This window comes from Thalassolituus marinus (assembly GCF_020320395.1).
Lineage (GTDB): Bacteria > Pseudomonadota > Gammaproteobacteria > Pseudomonadales > Oceanobacteraceae > Venatoribacter > Venatoribacter marinus.
On sequence record NZ_JAEDAH010000091.1, the window covers coordinates 35,849 to 53,390 of the forward strand.

Sequence of the window (17,542 nt, forward strand, 5' to 3'; positions counted from 1 at the left end):
CACCGGAACCGTTGATAATCCAGCTAATCGTTAAATCACCATTACACGTGAGTAATAATCAATGAATGAGTGGCAGGGCGTCAGCGAATTCATCGCCGTGGCTGAGAGCGAAAGCTTTACCCGTGCAGCAGAGCGACTGTCGATATCCACCGCACAGGTGAGTCGTCAGATACAGATGCTGGAGCAACGACTGGGAGTCAGACTTCTGTACCGTACAACTCGCCGCGTCAGCCTGACGGAAGCCGGACAGCTTTACTATCAGTCCTGTCGTCCGCTACTCGATGCTCTGAATGACGCTGAGCGCTCGCTCAGCCAGCTGCAGAGTGTTCCTCAGGGCACACTCAGAATTACCGCACCAGTCACTTATGGCGAACGCCAGCTGATGCCTCTGCTCAACCGCTTTCTGCAGGGCCACCCGCAGCTGAATCTGGTGTGCGACCTGACCAATAAGAAAATGGATCTGATTGACGGTAACTACGATCTGGCGATTCGCCTCGGTCGGCTGGACAATGAAGACCTGATTGCGCGCAAACTTGGTACTCGCAGCCTGCATACCTGCGCTTCCCCTGATTACCTGAACCGCTGTGGCAGCCCGGATACGCTGCAGGAGCTCAACCGTCACAGCTGCCTGCCCGGCACTCTGGACTACTGGCGTTTTCGCGACAGCCGCGGAGAGCGCATGGTGAAAATCCATGGGCGCTTACGCTGCAACAGTGGTGAAGCATTACTGGATGCCGCATTGCGTGGTCTGGGTATAGTTCAGTTACCTGACTATTACGTTCTCGACGCGCTGCAGCAGGGACAGCTGCGTGAAGTTCTGACCCAGCACGCACCAGACGATGAAGGCATCTGGGCGCTGTGTCTGCCCGGCCGCCAGCTCTCACCCAAGGTACGGATGCTATTGGATTACCTGTCAAATATTCAGTCCAGCAGCGGTCAGCCGTTTAGGGCTATCTGAAGGATAGACGACTGCTGTAATAATCAGTACGGATTAACAGTGCCCTTGCGATTGAATTAATCAGACATAAACCCCTACAGGTAAGGCATCTTCCACTGATTATGCTCTGACCATATATTTTGTTCAGGAAACCGATTTACCGCCTGATCGCATCAACCTCTGAACGATTTAATTTCAGCGTCAGCGTTCCAGTTAAGTAATCTTCAGACCTGACGCTATACAGTGAAAAATTCAGACGCAATAATCCTGAACCATCCAGCATTTTTATCGACATAGAAACATTGGTATTCTCAGTATTACTCATTGAATAGGCACCTCCGGAATGGAGGCACATGAGATCAACATCTCCTTTTCCTAGCCGATCTGACCGTACCTGATACTCATCATTAAATTTCTCTCTAATAAAAGACAAGTTACAACGACCAGTCCTATCAGATGAAAAATAGAGCATCACACCATCCTTTCCAGAATCTAAAAATGAAAATGGCTGCTCGCTGACACCAGATATCCTGTACACATCGCTTTCACCCAGACTGGCAGCATCAGATCCTGAACAACCATTCATTGCCATAAAACATGGTAAAAGTACAATAAAAGTCAGAATTTTATTCATAGAATCAGAAACCAGATCAGAACCTGAGGTTCCACTCATTTAACAAAGTATGCAGGTTACTGTTACTACCAACTTCAACAGAGGCAATCAATTCTCTCACCCTGGGCTGCGTTGGACAAATAACAGAGCAAACCTCAAAGAAAATATCTTTATCATCTGAACAACTTGAGAGAATTTCCACATGCTCATCAATGCTAAAGGAGGAAAAGTCATGCAAATATGCAAAAGCCTTCATTGATCTAATGGTAATAGCTGTAATCACATCCTCTACTTCAATCATTTCAGCTGAAACAGAAACATTTAAATCTTCAAGCGGTGAAACATCATCAAATGCAATAACCTCTCTTATTGCATCGTGCACTTCATCATATTGAAATCCGCCCCCCATACTTCCCTGAATAGCATGATGCAATAAATAAAGAGGTTCCGATACTTCTCGATCAAGAGCATATCTCAACCAGATTACAAACTCATTCCTATTGAGCTGAGCAGCAATATCAGGCAAAGAATCAGGTAGTTTATTTAAAGCATCATCAATGACACCTTCCGGCAGAGCCTCCCAGGATCTCTGAATTTCGTCTTGCAGATCTGAAAGGGCGCCATATCCCTGACCCAGAATTTCCTGAAAGTCAAACATCGCTACATGTTTTTCCTGATCAAAGAAGTCAATACCTGGAAGGTCGTGCTGATCAGAAGCAAGATTATTCGCAAACTCTCCACACTGCATAGCAAATGCCTGATTAACGATCGCTATCACATTTGTCAGCAACACGCCATAATCGCTATAATTCATAGCTAAAACCTTACCCATTTGATAGATCATCAACAAGACTGACAGAGACAATTTCTGCCCGGAATTTCCAAACCGCATCAAAAACAGACATGACAGATTCCCGAATGGATTTACCATCAAGAACCAATTCAAAGGAAACCGAATGGCATTTATCTGAATGGTTTTCACTGTTTAATACCAGATCAACACCATAGCATTCTTTGATATATTTCCTGAATAATTCCAGATTCTCATGTTCAGACAGATTAATTTTAAATAGAAGCCCACTCTGTACAGATAAGCTTTCATCTTGCAGTAAATAATCCACCTGATACTTCAAGGCATCAAAATTCTCTTCACTGGAGCCATACAACAACTCACTGTGATCTGTACTGTTCCGGTTTCCTCTGAATAGAAACAACAACAGAAGATATAACAAGGGCAGAACGCCGTAAAAGCTGTTCAACGCCCACGCAGCAACCAAAGAAACAGCTGATATGATAGGAAATAACCATAATAAACTGAGGATAACCCTTCCACGGAACGAGTGGCGTTCAGAACCATAAATACCAAAGAACATCGGAACATATGGAAAGTTCAGAACCCCAGCTGCAGTAATAATAAGAATAACTACGGTAATTAAGATATTCAGATACATAGAATCGAACCACTAAATCATCAAATACCCTATAGAACCTGCCGTTGCTGCAGCAAGAATCAGATGAAATTCTTTTGACTTGACCACTTTGGAAGCGGTAGCAATCGCAAGCTTCGCAGCAATAGCCATTTCAGTCATCATTTTTCTGAATAGCTTCAAAAGAAGCTGCTTAGAAACTTCAACAGCCATGCCAAACATTGCAGCACAGTCACTGATAAACTTCAGCACATAGTTTTTTGATATCTGATAAACTTCAATACCCTTACGTATAGCGATTGAGAGCAAATCAAGGATAGTTGCAACCTCGGTCAGCCCTATCCCGACAGTATCTATCAATCCTTGCAGGATACGCTGTAGTGTAGCCATTTGTGCATTAAGGGCACGGCCAAAATACTGCTTCAACCAGGAATCACTGGACCTCCAGCTGCTGAAGTACTGCTTATTCAAATATCCTTCATTCAGCTTATCAGAGCGTATATCTGACCAGGTCTTACCAGAAACTGACTTGATATAATTAGCCGTATCATGATTATCCATACTAATGGAGTTCACAGGTGAAGCCACAAAGAGATTATTTCTATCTTTGATATTGGGTAACGCGTGAATATACGGCGCTACAGGTATCATAGGGATAGGATCAAAATTATGACTCATCCTGTAGATATTCTCCTCACCTAGATAAGCCTCAACGACCTGGTCATAAGCGGCTTCGCGCAAACCAACACGCGGAGCTCCGAATGTATAAAGCAACACATTTTTTCGAACCTGAGATACATACAGTGCAACTAAATTTGCCACAGCCCCCCCAGGCTGTGGCCAACACAGTGCACAACATCTGCGCTCTGGATGATATCCAGAGAGCTTGCAAGCTTTGATTTTATACTATCGAATGCGTCGTAAAATCCCGCATGAACGGGGCCAACACCTGGCATTGATCGATTAATACTGATGTTTGCATCGGTGATCAGGTCCGGTATCCCCATTTCAGGTCGTGTTCCCCGGGTTGCAATGACAAGATGTTTTTTATTATTTCTTTCAAAATGCAGGAAATAACCAAAGCCAGATCTTGTCCGTCCAGTGAAATTCAGTCCTGTTATCCCACAAATGCATCGACAGGTCCAGCATTAGCTATGCCAGCCTTTCTGACGGATAGAGGCCCTGAACCAGACACATTTCTATTGATCACTGCTGAATTCTCTAATCCAGCCCTAGGTTTTGGGGCACCTTTAGCACCACTGCCGTTCATGATATTAAACTGATAAGTTTGTTCCCATCCGTCCAGTGTAAAGTACACATTTGCTGCAATATGGGCAGATTACAGAGGAGACAAAGCAAGTATATCTTCGTGCATATAAACATCCTTATTCGTACTTAAAGCAATTTAAACTATAAAACCATTGCCAGATCTGATCAGAATATTTGTGCTATGAGACCATATTCATAGCCACCTTATGGTCACCCGGATCCAAACTGGGCAAAGATATTCAGACTGATATGCTCAGGATTTTTGAGTCCATGTATATAGGGATTTTTGCAGGAAGCAAACAGACGCTTGAACATGACCCCTTCTGTTCTCTGTTTTGAAAGATCCACTCTAACAGGCAACTCATTAGCTGTTAAGAACAGGCAGTGGAAACAGGCCAATAATCAGATATTCGTCTGGGTCGGCTTACGCCATTTCATTGATATCTGCCGATAGCCAGTTCCGCTTCACTGATCAACCTTTCAAGATTAAGTTCTGCTCTCAGCCTTGATTAACAGCCATAAAAAAACCCGCCGTAGCGCACTGCTGTCCCACAAATTTTTATTTGAACTTTTGTGAGATATTCCAGGCCCCTTGTCCTCATAGAGGGGCCTTACCCCTCTCGCCGGACGGGCTATCTCCCCCGCTTCGCGCTGTTCTGGCTCGTTTACCCTTGAAACCTTGATATTTCCTGACCTCGCGACCCATCGGCCATCCTTGGCCGGGGCCGCTTGCCCGAGTCCCTTCGGGCAGGTCGTAAATATCTACGCTTTCTGCGGCGAGCGCAGAGGCGCTGTTTTAGTGAATTTCACCGCCTTATTTCAAACGTCACGCAGAATCTGAGTTTCATGTCTCTGACTGAAATTCAGAGGTGGCGTCGTAGTAAAAAGCAGCATAGAGGAAGCCATTCTTCGCATTCTGGAGCGCCGAAATGAACGATGATTTTTCCGGTCCACCGGGCATGGATGCCCGACGAGCGGACGGCGACAGGGATGTCGCATGGGCGCGTGGCCTGAAAAATCGAGGGAGTGAGGGTAACGCTCCAGGAGCGAAAAGCTGGGGGTCGGCCCTGCCGGCCAGGGGCGGTCCGACGCTCGGTAAGTTCCCCCGGTAGGCAGTAGGCATTGCAGATTTAAAAGTCGTTTATAGAAAACAGATATCTTTAAAACTGTGGGACAGCAGTGGCCGTAGCGGGTTTTTAGTTTGCAAAGAGATATTAAAAGCACCCGGACTAAGCAGCCCAATTTTGATTACCATCGCGAAAGGCTGTTGAATATACACCTCCAAGGTGTCTGCCCAAACCTTCCAGTGCATATGCCGCCCCCACCAATACGACACCCCCACATATAGTGATACCCGCCGTAGTGGCAGTGACATGGCCAGCACTGATCGCATCTTTGATTTGCATCATTGTATTAAGGCCAATAAAATTATCACCTAAAGCGCTGGATATACTCGAACCACTCAATACACCACCGCTTATGCTTGCTACTGTTAACGCAGATTTAAACAGAGCGCTCTTTCTTGCATCGGCGTTCTTAAAGATATCTTTATCATTGATTTTGACATTTTCATATTTAAAACCAACTTCTTTACAGATTTTTTCCAGATCCGATTTTCCGGTCCGACGGCCACGTGGATTAGAAAAGTAGAAACTCTGCAACTCAAATCCTTTCTGGGCTTCATGAGGATTGTCCGAGACCGGGTTTTTCTTCAGGTACTCTGCCGCTCTGACAAAGGTGCCACAGGCTTCACCATGTACAAGCCACTGAAGTTCAGCACTCTGTTTACGAGCCATCTGCATCATAGATACCAGGCTTTTCACATGCGTTTCACTGGTAAACTCATTATTCAGCCAGAACATAGAAAAGTGGTTATTATTTTCATGAATCGCATTTCTTTGGCGGGTCTGCGGGAAATAAGCATTTTCAAGATGATTTGCTATTTTGCGGCCCGCATCTTCTTTGTTTTTAAATTTTCCCGGAATCACCGCAGAGTGAGCACCACCCCATTGATGAGAAAGATCCATATCAGTATAAGATCCATCTCTTACAGACCAATTACCTTTTATCGCGTCCCCGTTCCATTCGACACGGTATACTCCCGGGGTACGTGAAGCACATGACTGAGATTCATTCGACAATGCAACCAAATTTAAATAAATATCCTTAGAGGCTGGTGATACCTGATAAGACATATCAAAGTCACCATAACGCCCTGCCTGGGACACAGGCATCCGGGCGCCAGGTGTTTTTGCCATATCAGTGACCGAGCGGAAAAGACTGGTCATATAATAATTGCCGTCTTTACCGTCTTTAATCCGCTGCCATTCGTTGTACTGCCCTGCAGGTACCCAGACACTGCGGGTCAGATTTCTGTCATCCTCAGGTCCAAGAATTTTCCTATAACCGTGACTTCCAGTCATTTTCTGTCTCCTTATCTATCCAACCTTAAATTCAGGGGGAGGCGTATTACGCTTTAAGATCACAATATGCGGTTCGCCTTTTTGCACATCACCATCACGCCACTCAGGATAAACCCAGCTTTCCGGCTCGCGGTGTTGAGAAAGTTTGGTATCAGGCCATTGAGCCTGAACTTCAAGTAAACGCTTCTGAGCGGCTTCGCTGAGCTGCCAGCGAATGCTATTCACAATCCGGTCTTTAAATACATTCATATTGGCAATCGATATTTCTGAAGGGGTATAGCCAAAATTATCAAACTCCAATAACAGAAAATAACGGTCATCAATGGCTGTCGCCGCATACGAGCGGAAGTTGGCGATAGTGATATCCCGATCCGGGTCATCTTCTCTGACCCATACCCGCTGTTCAAACAGTACCCAGGGTTGATTACCGATCTGTTTTACCTGCCAGCTCACTGGCGCTATTTTTTTTGAAAACTGAGGAGAATCAGGCCCATTATCAAAAAGGAATCGTAAGATCACCTGCTCCATATGGGCAGGGTTCAGGCAGCTCATCCCTTCTGGTAGACAGTTAGCTCGCTCAACATATATTGAAAACTCAGTACGCCCAAGGTATTGGTCATACCAAAAAGGGCCAAGAAACTCCCAATTACGCCTGAGCGGAAGAAGACCATTAAAGAGAAAATCTCCGTTTGGGTCATAGAGGCCGGCATCGTAAATATTAGGAATATCTGTTGGTGCCTTTTTGGCATCAAATCCATCGGAATCGTAATGCGGCGGAATATCCATCTCTAACCGGCAGCCGCCAATATTCAGACTGATATGCTCAGGATTATCCAGGCCGGGGATGTAAGGTTTTTTTCGGGAGGCAAACAGACGCTTGAACATGATCCCTTCTGCTCTCTGTTTTGAAAGGGTCACTCTAACAGGCAACTCATTAGCTGTTAAGAACAGGCAGTGGAAACAGGCCAATAATCAGATATTCGTCTGGGTCGGCTTACGCCATTTCAGAGATATCTGCCGATAGCCGGTTCCGTTTCACTGATCAACCGATCATTATTCAGTACTGCTCTCAGCCTTGATTAAAAGGCATAAAAAAACCCGCCGTAGCGGGTTCTTTTCAGGTACTGAATTACAGCTCAAAGCTGTGACGCAGAACGATGGTTTCAACACGGTCAGGACCGGTAGAAATAATATCGATCGGTGCACCAATCGCTTCTTCAACAAAGCGAATGTAAGCACGGGCATTTTCCGGCAGGTCTTCGATGGTTTTTGCACCGAAAGTCGATTCAGTCCAGCCTGGCAGTTCTTTATAAACCGGCTTCACTTTCTCGAACTGGTCTGCAGACGCAGGCACTTTCAGTGCGTTACCGTTTTCATCTTCGTAACCAACACATACCTTGATGGTTTCCAGGCCGTCCAGAACGTCCAGCTTGGTCAGGCAGATGGTGTTGATGGAGTTAACACGGATAGCATGCTTAACCAGCATCGCATCGAACCAGCCACAACGACGGTCACGACCCGTGGTGGTGCCTTTTTCTTTACCCACGGTAGCCAGGTGAACACCCACTTCGTCGAACAGTTCAGTCGGGAACGGACCAGAACCAACACGGGTGGTGTAAGCCTTGGTGATACCCAGAATCTGATCCAGATACAGCGGACCAACACCGGAACCCGTCGCTACACCGCCAGCCGTGGTGTTAGAAGAGGTTACGAACGGGTAAGTACCGTGGTCGATATCCAGCAGTGTGCCCTGAGCACCTTCGAACATAATGTCACCGCCGCTTTCGCGCACGCTGTGCACCAGGTCAACCGCGTCAACCACGATGTCTTTGATCTGTGCTGCCCAATCCATGCAGGACGCCAGAGTCTCTTCATAGCTAACTTCGTCAACACCGTAGTAGTGCTTCAGTGAGAAGTTGTGGTACTCCATCACGTCTTTCAGCTTGTCAGCAAACTCCGGCTGATACAGATCACCAACGCGCAGACCGCGACGGGATACTTTGTCTTCGTAAGCCGGGCCAATACCACGACCGGTGGTACCGATCTTGGCGTTGCCACGCTTGATTTCACGCGCCTGATCCAGAGCAACGTGATATGGAAGAATCAGCGGACATGCATGAGAAATACGCAGACGCTCAGCAACCGGTACACCACGGTCTTCCAGTGCACGCATCTCTTTCAGCAGAGCATCCGGTGCCAGTACCACACCGTTACCGATTACACAGGTCACACCATCACGCAGGATGCCGGACGGAATCAGGTGCAGAGCGGTTTTCTCACCGTTGATTACCAGAGTATGACCGGCATTATGGCCACCCTGAAAACGAACTACAGCCGCTGCCTTTTCAGTCAGCAGGTCAACGATTTTACCTTTACCTTCGTCACCCCATTGGGTGCCCAGAACAACAACGCTTTTGCCCATCGCGGTCAATCTCTCACGTATTAAGCTTCGACCAGTGTCCACTGATCATCGTGTTTTTTCAGATACAGATCCGCAGAGACCGTATCCTGTTCGGTTGCTACCAGTACCCGCTTACCAGCGGAACGCAGCGCAGATATTTCAGCCCACAGCGCTGGATCATCAACATCCGGGGCTACAATGGTCTGCTTGCCTTCGGTGGCAAAAGCACCGAAGCGTGCCAGCACCTTGAGGTCAGCACTGAAACCGGTGGCCGGACGCGCACGTCCGAATACCGCACCGGTTTCGTCATAACGGCCACCCTGAGCAATGGCATCACCATAGCCCGGAACATAAGCCGCAAACACCAGACCAGTGTGGTAGTTGTAACCACGCAGTTCGGTCAGGTCGAAATACATAGGAATCGCCGGGAAACGAGCCTGCAGACGATCAGCAACCTGCTGAATGTGCGCCAGTTCCGCCGAGGTTTCCGGCACCAGCTGCGCCAGGCGACGAATACAGTCGTCCAGCAGCTTACGGTCACCCTGCAGACGGGTCAGCAGGATAAAGGCTTCCTGCAATTCAGGCTGAGCGATCTCGCGCGCAGCCCAGGCTTCCAGGTCCGTCGCACACTTCAGTTTCAGCAAGCCGAACAACTCGGTTTGCTGGGCACTGCTGAGACCGGCTTTATCGGCCAGTGCACGGAAAACGCTGACGTTACCCAGATCAAGATGCACATCTTTCATGCCCGCCGCTTCCATCATCGCCAGCATCAGGCTGATGATTTCAACATCGGCAGATTCACCGGCTTCACCGTACATTTCAGCACCAATCTGAGTTGGCGTACGGCTGGCCAGCAGTGAACCGGCCTTGGCATGAAATACGGTACGGCAGTAAGCCATACGATTGGTACCTTCCGGCGCCAGGCTGTGAGCATCAATTCGTGCAACCTGCGGCGTGGTGTCAGCACTCAGACCCATCATACGGCCCGACAGCTGATCAGTTACCTTGAAGGTACGCAGATCCAGATCCCGGCCAACACCGGTCAGCAGGGAGTCGAGATATTCGAGAGCCGGCGGAATAACGAAGTCGTAACCCCAGTTATCCAGCAAATCGAGTAAACGGCGGCGCAGCTGTTCAATACGGCGTGCCTGCGGCGGCAGCACCTCTTCTATACCATCCGGCAAAAGCCAACGGTCAGCGCTTGTCATTGTCCAACCTTATCAGTTGATCATGTAAAGAAGCCCGAGGCCGGTCAGCATACTGATCAGCCCTGTCATTCGCATTGTGCGGTCATCGACCGTCGCCAGCTGCGCAACCAGACGGCGCCAGCGGGCGGGCCAGAGGAACGGCAGGATCCCCTCGATGATAAAAACCAGACAAACAGCGATGGCGATTTCGCGCCAGAGATCGGCTTGCACTGGGTTTCCTTAAAAATAAATCGCACAAAAAAACCGGGCCCCAGGCCCGGTTGACGGATTCTACCAAAGAGGCCCCCTGTTGAACATGCTTAAGGGGCCTTTGGATAGTACTCTTTATTTGCCTTTGGCATCCTTCATATAACGGAAGAAGTCACTGTCAGGCTTGAGCAGCAGAACATCGCCTTTGCTGAACGTCTCGGTGTAGGCTTTCAGGCTACGGGTAAAGGCGTAAAACTCAGGATCTTTGTTGTAAGCGGCAGCGTAAATACGCGCGGCTTCTGCGTCGCCTTCACCCCGGGTGCGTTCTGCATCACGGTAGGCTTCCGCTTCGATAACCGTTTTCTGACGATCAGCGTCAGCACGGATACCCTCAGCCAGCTCTTTACCCTGTGAACGATATTCACGCGCTTCACGCTCACGTTCCGCCGACATACGATCGTATACCGAGTTACTCAGATCATCCGGCAGATCCACTGCTTTCACACGCAGATCCAGAACTTCGATACCCAGATCACCCTGAGTCTGAGTATTCAGACTCGCGGTCAGCTTGGTCATCAGTTCATCACGCTCACCGGATACAACGTCATGCAGGGTACGAGCCGCAATTTCGTCACGCAGTCCCTTGTTCACCAGGTTAGCCAGCAGGTTAGAAGCCTGCAGACGATCACCGGAGGTTGCTTTGTAGTATGCGCGAACATCTTTGATACGCCATTTGGCATACGAATCCACGATCACGTATTTCTTACCCGAGGTCAGCAAACGCGACGGTGTGGTATCCAGCGTCAGAACACGGGCGTCAAAACGCTTGATGTTATCCACGAACGGAGTCTTCACATGAATACCCGGTTCGATATCCGCTTCAACCACTTCACCGAACTTCAGGCGAATAGCACGTTCAGTTTCATTAATAACGTAAACCGACTGACTACCGACCAACAGGATCAGGCCGAGTACAATCAGCGAAAACATAGCTTTAGGTGACATTAACGACCCTCCCGACGAACAGTATTGCTGGTGTTATTCTGACGTGAACGTACTTCATTCAGCACTTCATCGGTCAGACGGGAGATATCGCTGTTACTCAGACCATTGCCACCCGGAGCAGACGGCAGGTTCTGTACCAGTTTATCCAGTGGCAGATACATCATGTTGTTGCCGCCTTCAACGTCCACCAGCACCTTACTGGTGTTGCTGTAGACTTCAGATACGGCATCAATGTACAGACGCTCACGGGTAACCGCTGGCGCTTTTTTGTATTCCTGATACAGCTGTGAGAAACGTGACGCTTCACCTTCTGCACGAGCAATCACACGCTCTTTATAAGCAGATGCTTCTTCCAGCTGACGCTGAGCCTTACCACGGGATTCCGGCACGATGGAGTTGGCGTACGCTTCGGCCTGGTTGGTCAGAGTCTCTTTGTCGTTCTTGGCTTTCTGTACATCATCGAATGCCGCTTTCACCTGCGAAGGTGGACGCGAGTCTTTGATGTTCAGCTGCGAAATCACCATACCGGTCTGATAACGTTCCAGATAATCCTGCAGACGAATCTGCACTTTATCGGCCAGTTCCGGACGGCCAGTGGTCAGGATAGGATCCATGGCAGCAGAACCCACTTCGTGACGCAGAGCACTCTCAGCGGCAGCGGTCAGAGTGCGTTCAGGCTGTTCGATGCGCAGTGCATAGGAAACCGGGTCGGTGACGCGGTACTGAACTTCCAGTTCCACTTCAACGATGTTCTCGTCTTCGGTCAGCATGCGTTCTTTAATTTCAGCAGTTCGTACCTGCGTGGTTTTAACCGGAATTACCTGGTCAACCAGAGGAATCTTGAAGCGCAGACCCGGGTTTTCCGTTTTCAGGTATTTACCCAGACGCAGAACGACACCGCGCTCCTGTTCGTCGAGGGTGTATACAGACTGGAAACCAAGAAACACCACCAGAATAGCGCCAACGATGCCGAACATACCGCCCGCACCGGCACCACCATTGCCGCCGTTGTTATTGTTACGCTTACCACCGCCGAGCAAGCCATTCAGCTTGTCCATCAGCTGCTTGAGCGCTTCATCCAGATCCGGTGGCTGATTACCGCCACCACGGTTGTTATTGCCGCGGTTGTTATTTCCCCACGGATCATTTGGATTGCCCTTTCCACCGGGCTCGTTCCAGGCCATATATCACTCCAGTTAGGCTGCTTATTCGCTCGGGGCTTTCCCCTGCGTCAATAATAGCGGATTTCCGCGAAACCCTCAGGTTCCTCAGTGCCAGGCTTCCCTGACAGGTTCAATAAATCTGTGTTCAGGCACATCTGCACGCGCCAGCGCCCGACGGAAGTCCTGACGCTGCATCTGAATGCTTAATACCATATCACCGTTCTCGGCATATTGTTCGCTGCGCACCCCGCCCAATTCGTAAAGAATTGCACGTAAGCGGGCATCTGCCGGGGTCAGCTGGATATCTTCATTGAAGACATCCTTACCCAGCAATTCGCCAATTGCCTGAGGTATGAGCTCCAGCCCAACGTTTTCACGGGCGGAAACCCACACCGCGACCGGACGTCCGCTCTCGTCACGGTCGATGCGCGGCTGGGCAAATTCGAGCAGATCAATTTTGTTGTAGACCCGCAATTGCAGAACTTCATTGGCATCAATTTCGTTGAGCACCAGCTCAACCTGCTCAATATTATTTTCGCGCTCCGGCGCCGCCGCATCGATCACATGCATCAGTAAGTCGGCATCAGCGGCTTCCTGTAACGTTGCCTGGAATGCTTCCACCAGCTTGTGTGGCAGATGGCGAATAAAACCTACCGTGTCCGCCAGCACCACTTCACCCACATTTTCTACGCCAAAGCGGCGCAGCGTTGGGTCCAGCGTGGCAAACAGCTGATCGGCAGCGTATACCTCGGCCGTGGTCAGCGTATTAAACAACGTTGACTTACCTGCGTTGGTATAGCCGACAATCGCCACGGTTGGCACTTCGGAACGCTTGCGCGCGCGACGGTTCTGATCGCGCTGAGCATGTACTTTTTCAAGGCGGGCGTTGATGTTTTTTACCCGCTCACGCAGCAGACGACGGTCTGTTTCCAGCTGGGTTTCACCCGGACCACGCAGACCAATACCGCCTTTCTGGCGCTCAAGGTGGGTCCAGCCACGCACCAGTCGCGTCGACTGATACTGCAGTTGCGCCAGCTCGACCTGGAGCTTACCTTCGTGGGTACGCGCACGCTGGGCAAAGATATCCAGAATCAGGCCGGTACGATCCAGCACGCGGCATTGCAGCGCACGCTCAAGGTTCCGCTCCTGACTTGGAGATAATGAGTGATTAAAAATAACCAACTCCGCACCATGCAGACGCAGGGCGCCGGCAATTTCCTCGACCTTGCCGCTGCCAATAAAGGTACGGACATCCGGCACCGGACGGCGTGTTGTTACCAGTTCAACGGGATCAGCACCAGCGGAAATAACAAGTTCACGGAACTCATTAAGATCTTCGCGATTCGGGCCTTCAGGGAAATCAATATGGACGAGTACGGCGGTTTCCCCACCGTTTTCATGACGTTCGAAAAACAAGGGCACCTCTGAAATATTCAGTCATGTCGCTCACAGAGCGTTGCCGGACACAGGTATGGCCTGTGCGGGCTGTATGTCCTTGCCAACTGGGAATCACCGCCGGGAATACAGCGGCTGGAAGCCCATTGGGCCTGACAGGGAATTCCATTCCGACACAGCAGGTCAGGACAGCCCGGCCTTAATGGCCCGCATTTGGCAACCTGCTGTTTTCTGACGAAAGGATCCTGCAAGCCAGAGCATACAGCATCGCTGTACACTCCGGGCTGGCTAAGCCATCAGTCGTCAGACTGTTCTGCTTCACCGGTATCCGCTGGTTGCAGACGCACGTTACGTGACGGTACAACGGTGGAAATCGCGTGCTTGTACACCATCTGGCTAACGGTGTTCTTCAGCAGAATTACAAACTGGTCAAATGATTCGATCTGACCCTGCAGCTTGATACCATTTACCAGGAAGATAGAGACCGGGATACGTTCTTTACGCAGCTGATTCAGGTAAGGGTCTTGTAACGAGTGCCCTTTTGACATCGTATTCTCCTCAAATAAGGTGTGCCATCCAATGTGGGGACAGCTAAAAAGTAATAATTAAGCCCCAGTCCCGACCGGAGCAACGCTTTATTTTACGGGCATGGCTGCGAATTCAGGACGATGCGTTAAATATGGCGTTAGCATTGAGGATTTTCAAGGCGGACTGCAGAAGATGAGGATCATCTGTCTCCAGCCAGTGAAGGTCCGGCCAGCTTCTTAGCCAGGTGATCTGGCGTTTCGCCAATTGACGCGTCGCTATGATGCCACGTTCAATCATTTCCTCATAATCATATTTACCCTGCAGATAGTCCCATGCCTGGCGGTATCCCACACAACGAACCGACGGCAGATTCTCATGCAGATCGCCGCGCTCAAACAGGGCGCGGGCTTCGTCAATAAACCCCTGCTCCACCATCTGCCTGAAGCGCAGCGCTATGCGCTCATGCAGAACACTGCGTTCATCAGGGCAGACCGCCAGATTGACGACATGATAGGGCAAAGGCTCGCTTTGCTGCTCGGCCCAGAACTGAGTCAGCGTCTTGCCCGAGATCTCATAGACCTCCAGTGCACGCTGAATCCGTTGTGAGTCCATTGGTTTTAAACGCGCTGCGGACTCCGGATCAATGGCCGCTAAGCGCTCGTGCATCGCCGGCCAGCCCTGAGCCAGACCTTCTTCCAGTAAACGATCACGAATTTCAGGCACAGATTGCGGTAACTCTGCGGCACCATCACGCAGAAATTTGAAGTACATCATGGTGCCACCGACTAACAGAGGCACTTTTCCGGCGGCAGTGATCTCAGCCATTTCGCGCAGCGCATCATCGCGGAAGGTGGCCGCAGAGTAACTTTCAGCCGGATCAATAAGATCAATAAGACGGTGCGGTGCCCGTGCCTGCATGTCAGCATCGGGTTTGGCGGTGCCGATATCCATGCCTTTATAGATGAGGGCCGAATCGACACTGATAATTTCACATGGGAATTTTTCGACCAGTTCCAGTGCCAGCGCGGTCTTACCGGAGGCCGTCGGCCCCATCAGAAAAATGGCCGGTGGTAATTCGTGTTGTGGCATCAGCGGCCCCGTAAAAACAGTTTATCGAGCTCAGCCATGGTCATTTGCGTCCAGGTCGGACGCCCGTGATTACACTGCCCGCTACGCTCGGTGGCTTCCATATCGCGCAACAACGCATTCATTTCCGGTATCGTCAGCCGGCGATTGGCACGTACCGAACCATGGCATGCCATGGTGCCCAGCAACTCATTGCGGTGAGCCAGAATACGATCAGAAGCTCCATGTTCCATCAGATCTGACAGCATATCCGTCACCAGCTGCGGTACATTTGCCTGCTGCAGAAGTACCGGAATCTGACGAACCAGTACCGACTCCGGACCGACTCGTGCCAGCTCTACGCCAAGCTGACGAAATTCATCGGCGTATTGCTCAGCGGCATCGGCTTCACGCTCACTGACCGCCAGTGACACCGGTACCAGCAGCGGCTGACTTTGTACGCCCTGAGCATCAACGGCGACCTTCAGGCGTTCGTAAGTAATACGTTCATGGGCCGCGTGCATATCCACCACCACCATACCCAGAGCGTTCTGCGCCAGAATATAAATGCCGTGCAGTTGCGCAATGGCAAACCCCAGTGGCGGCATATCAGAATCTGACTGAGGCAGTTCCTGAGCGACCGTCGCCAGCGGCTGACTCATTTGCTGATAGGCATTTAACTGTTCGGACACTGCATCGCGCGACACAGGAGCCGCTGCCCAGGGAGCGGACATTCCCGTTCCGGCAGAAACAGCCGAAGGTGCTGACGGCTGCCAGTCGAGTCGGTTCTGCCCCTGAAACTCGCCGGCCTGCAATCCGGTGGCCGGAGCAGGCTGCTGAGTGAGCGGCGCCGAGGTGATATCACTCGTTAGTGAACCTGGCGTGGTACCGGCCAGACGATCTTCCGGACGCACATCACCCAGTGCGCGGTGCAGCGTGCGAAACAGGAAGTCATGCACCAGACGGCCATCGCGGAAACGTACTTCGTGCTTGGTCGGATGAACGTTGACGTCCACCAGTTTCGGATCCAGTGTCAGGTACAGCACGAAGGCCGGATGACGGCCGTGATAGAGCACATCGCGATAGGCCTGTTTAATGGCGTGCACCACCAGCTTGTCGCGCACCACCCGGCCATTAACAAAGAAGTACTGCATGTCTGCCTGCGAGCGTGAAAAAGTCGGCAGGCCAACCCAGCCTTGCAGGGATAACCCCGCCGCTTCGGTTTCGATATGCACAGCACTGTCGATAAATTCTGCACTGAGCAGACTGGCCACGCGCTTTTCTTTCTCGATTCCGCGCTCAGCCGGTCGCAACTGATGAATAGTGCGACCATTATGACGCAGCGAAAACGCCACATCATAGCGACTGAGCGCCAGGCGTTTTACGTATTCTTCCAGATGGGAAAATTCGGTTTTTTCGGTGCGCAGAAATTTACGCCGCGCAGGCGTGTTAAAAAACAGATCTCGTACTTCTACGGTAGTACCAACAGGGTGTGCAGCTGGCGATACCGATGCCTGCATATCACGCCCTTCAACGCTGACACTCCACGCCTCTTCCGCATCCCGCGCGTGGGAGGTAAGAGTCAGACGGGTCACCGAGCTTATACTGGCCAGCGCCTCGCCGCGAAAACCGAGACTGTCGACGGCTTCCAGATCATCCAGCGTAATAATTTTACTGGTGGCATGGCGACTCAGCGCCAGCGACAGATCGTCTTTATCGATACCAAAGCCGTCATCGCGAATACGCAGTAATTTAATACCACCCTGTTCAGCGTCGATATCGATACGGGAAGCGCCGGCATCCAGCGCATTTTCAACCAGCTCTTTAACGATGTTCGCTGGTCGTTCAACCACTTCGCCAGCAGCAATCTGGTTAGCCAGACGGGGCGACAGTAAATGTATTCGGGCCATATATCAGCT

The 17,542-nt window shown here is 50.4% G+C and carries 15 protein-coding genes and 1 pseudogene; 1 reads left to right on the forward strand and 15 read right to left on the reverse strand.

Going from position 1 to position 17,542, the window contains the following annotated elements:
* Positions 1 to 61: 61 nt before the first annotated feature.
* Positions 62 to 958, forward strand: a complete 897-nt coding sequence (locus tag I9W95_RS14230) for a LysR family transcriptional regulator (protein ID WP_225676036.1) — start codon at positions 62 to 64, stop codon at positions 956 to 958.
* Between the two features lie 136 nt (positions 959 to 1,094).
* Here the strand turns inward: I9W95_RS14230 and I9W95_RS14235 are convergent, their stop codons facing one another.
* From I9W95_RS14235 to mutL, 15 genes and pseudogenes are all read right to left on the reverse strand, one after another.
* The gene (locus I9W95_RS14235; RefSeq protein WP_225676039.1) at positions 1,095 to 1,571 is read right to left on the reverse strand and encodes a hypothetical protein; all 477 of its coding nucleotides are present in this window, start codon (positions 1,569 to 1,571) and stop codon (positions 1,095 to 1,097) included.
* 16 nt (positions 1,572 to 1,587) lie between these two features.
* Positions 1,588 to 2,382, reverse strand: a complete 795-nt coding sequence (locus tag I9W95_RS14240) for a hypothetical protein (protein WP_225676041.1) — start codon at positions 2,380 to 2,382, stop codon at positions 1,588 to 1,590.
* On the reverse strand, positions 2,375 to 3,001 hold the full coding sequence (locus I9W95_RS14245) for a hypothetical protein (protein WP_225676043.1): 627 nt from the start codon (positions 2,999 to 3,001) through the stop codon (positions 2,375 to 2,377). Before I9W95_RS14245 ends, I9W95_RS14240 begins: the two co-directional genes overlap by 8 nt.
* Positions 3,002 to 3,013: 12 nt before the next feature.
* Positions 3,014 to 3,984 (reverse strand): annotated as a pseudogene (locus tag I9W95_RS14250) (lipase family protein).
* Between the two features lie 1,491 nt (positions 3,985 to 5,475).
* Positions 5,476 to 6,669, reverse strand: coding sequence for a hypothetical protein (locus I9W95_RS14255; protein ID WP_225676045.1), 1,194 nt, complete (start codon positions 6,667 to 6,669; stop codon positions 5,476 to 5,478).
* A 15-nt stretch (positions 6,670 to 6,684) separates the two neighbouring features.
* Positions 6,685 to 7,554, reverse strand: coding sequence for a hypothetical protein (locus tag I9W95_RS14260; protein ID WP_225676047.1), 870 nt, complete (start codon positions 7,552 to 7,554; stop codon positions 6,685 to 6,687).
* A 244-nt stretch (positions 7,555 to 7,798) separates the two neighbouring features.
* Positions 7,799 to 9,091: an adenylosuccinate synthase gene (locus I9W95_RS14265; RefSeq protein WP_225676049.1), complete on the reverse strand. Its 1,293-nt coding sequence runs from the start codon at positions 9,089 to 9,091 to the stop codon at positions 7,799 to 7,801.
* A gap of 20 nt (positions 9,092 to 9,111) precedes the next feature.
* Entirely contained in the window at positions 9,112 to 10,278 is a 1,167-nt protein-coding gene (locus tag I9W95_RS14270) for an ATP phosphoribosyltransferase regulatory subunit (protein WP_225676051.1), read from the reverse strand.
* A 12-nt stretch (positions 10,279 to 10,290) separates the two neighbouring features.
* Entirely contained in the window at positions 10,291 to 10,488 is a 198-nt protein-coding gene (locus I9W95_RS14275) for a DUF2065 domain-containing protein (RefSeq protein WP_225676053.1), read from the reverse strand.
* Between the two features lie 114 nt (positions 10,489 to 10,602).
* The gene (gene hflC / locus I9W95_RS14280) at positions 10,603 to 11,472 is read right to left on the reverse strand and encodes a protease modulator HflC (RefSeq protein ID WP_225676055.1); all 870 of its coding nucleotides are present in this window, start codon (positions 11,470 to 11,472) and stop codon (positions 10,603 to 10,605) included.
* Positions 11,472 to 12,656: an FtsH protease activity modulator HflK gene (hflK, locus tag I9W95_RS14285; protein ID WP_225676057.1), complete on the reverse strand. Its 1,185-nt coding sequence runs from the start codon at positions 12,654 to 12,656 to the stop codon at positions 11,472 to 11,474. The genes hflC and hflK overlap by 1 nt, the downstream gene beginning before the upstream one ends.
* Before the next feature lie 84 nt (positions 12,657 to 12,740).
* On the reverse strand, positions 12,741 to 14,051 hold the full coding sequence (hflX, locus tag I9W95_RS14290; protein WP_225676059.1) for a ribosome rescue GTPase HflX: 1,311 nt from the start codon (positions 14,049 to 14,051) through the stop codon (positions 12,741 to 12,743).
* 275 nt (positions 14,052 to 14,326) lie between these two features.
* Positions 14,327 to 14,578 (reverse strand): RNA chaperone Hfq, encoded by a 252-nt coding sequence (gene hfq, locus I9W95_RS14295; RefSeq protein ID WP_225676061.1) that lies wholly within the window; start codon positions 14,576 to 14,578, stop codon positions 14,327 to 14,329.
* Between the two features lie 112 nt (positions 14,579 to 14,690).
* Positions 14,691 to 15,647 carry a tRNA (adenosine(37)-N6)-dimethylallyltransferase MiaA gene (miaA, locus tag I9W95_RS14300; protein WP_225676063.1) on the reverse strand — a complete coding sequence of 319 codons (957 nt, stop codon included), beginning with the start codon at positions 15,645 to 15,647 and terminating at the stop codon, positions 14,691 to 14,693.
* Positions 15,647 to 17,533 carry a DNA mismatch repair endonuclease MutL gene (mutL, locus tag I9W95_RS14305; RefSeq protein ID WP_225676065.1) on the reverse strand — a complete coding sequence of 629 codons (1,887 nt, stop codon included), beginning with the start codon at positions 17,531 to 17,533 and terminating at the stop codon, positions 15,647 to 15,649. The genes miaA and mutL overlap by 1 nt, the downstream gene beginning before the upstream one ends.
* Positions 17,534 to 17,542: the final 9 nt, after the last annotated feature.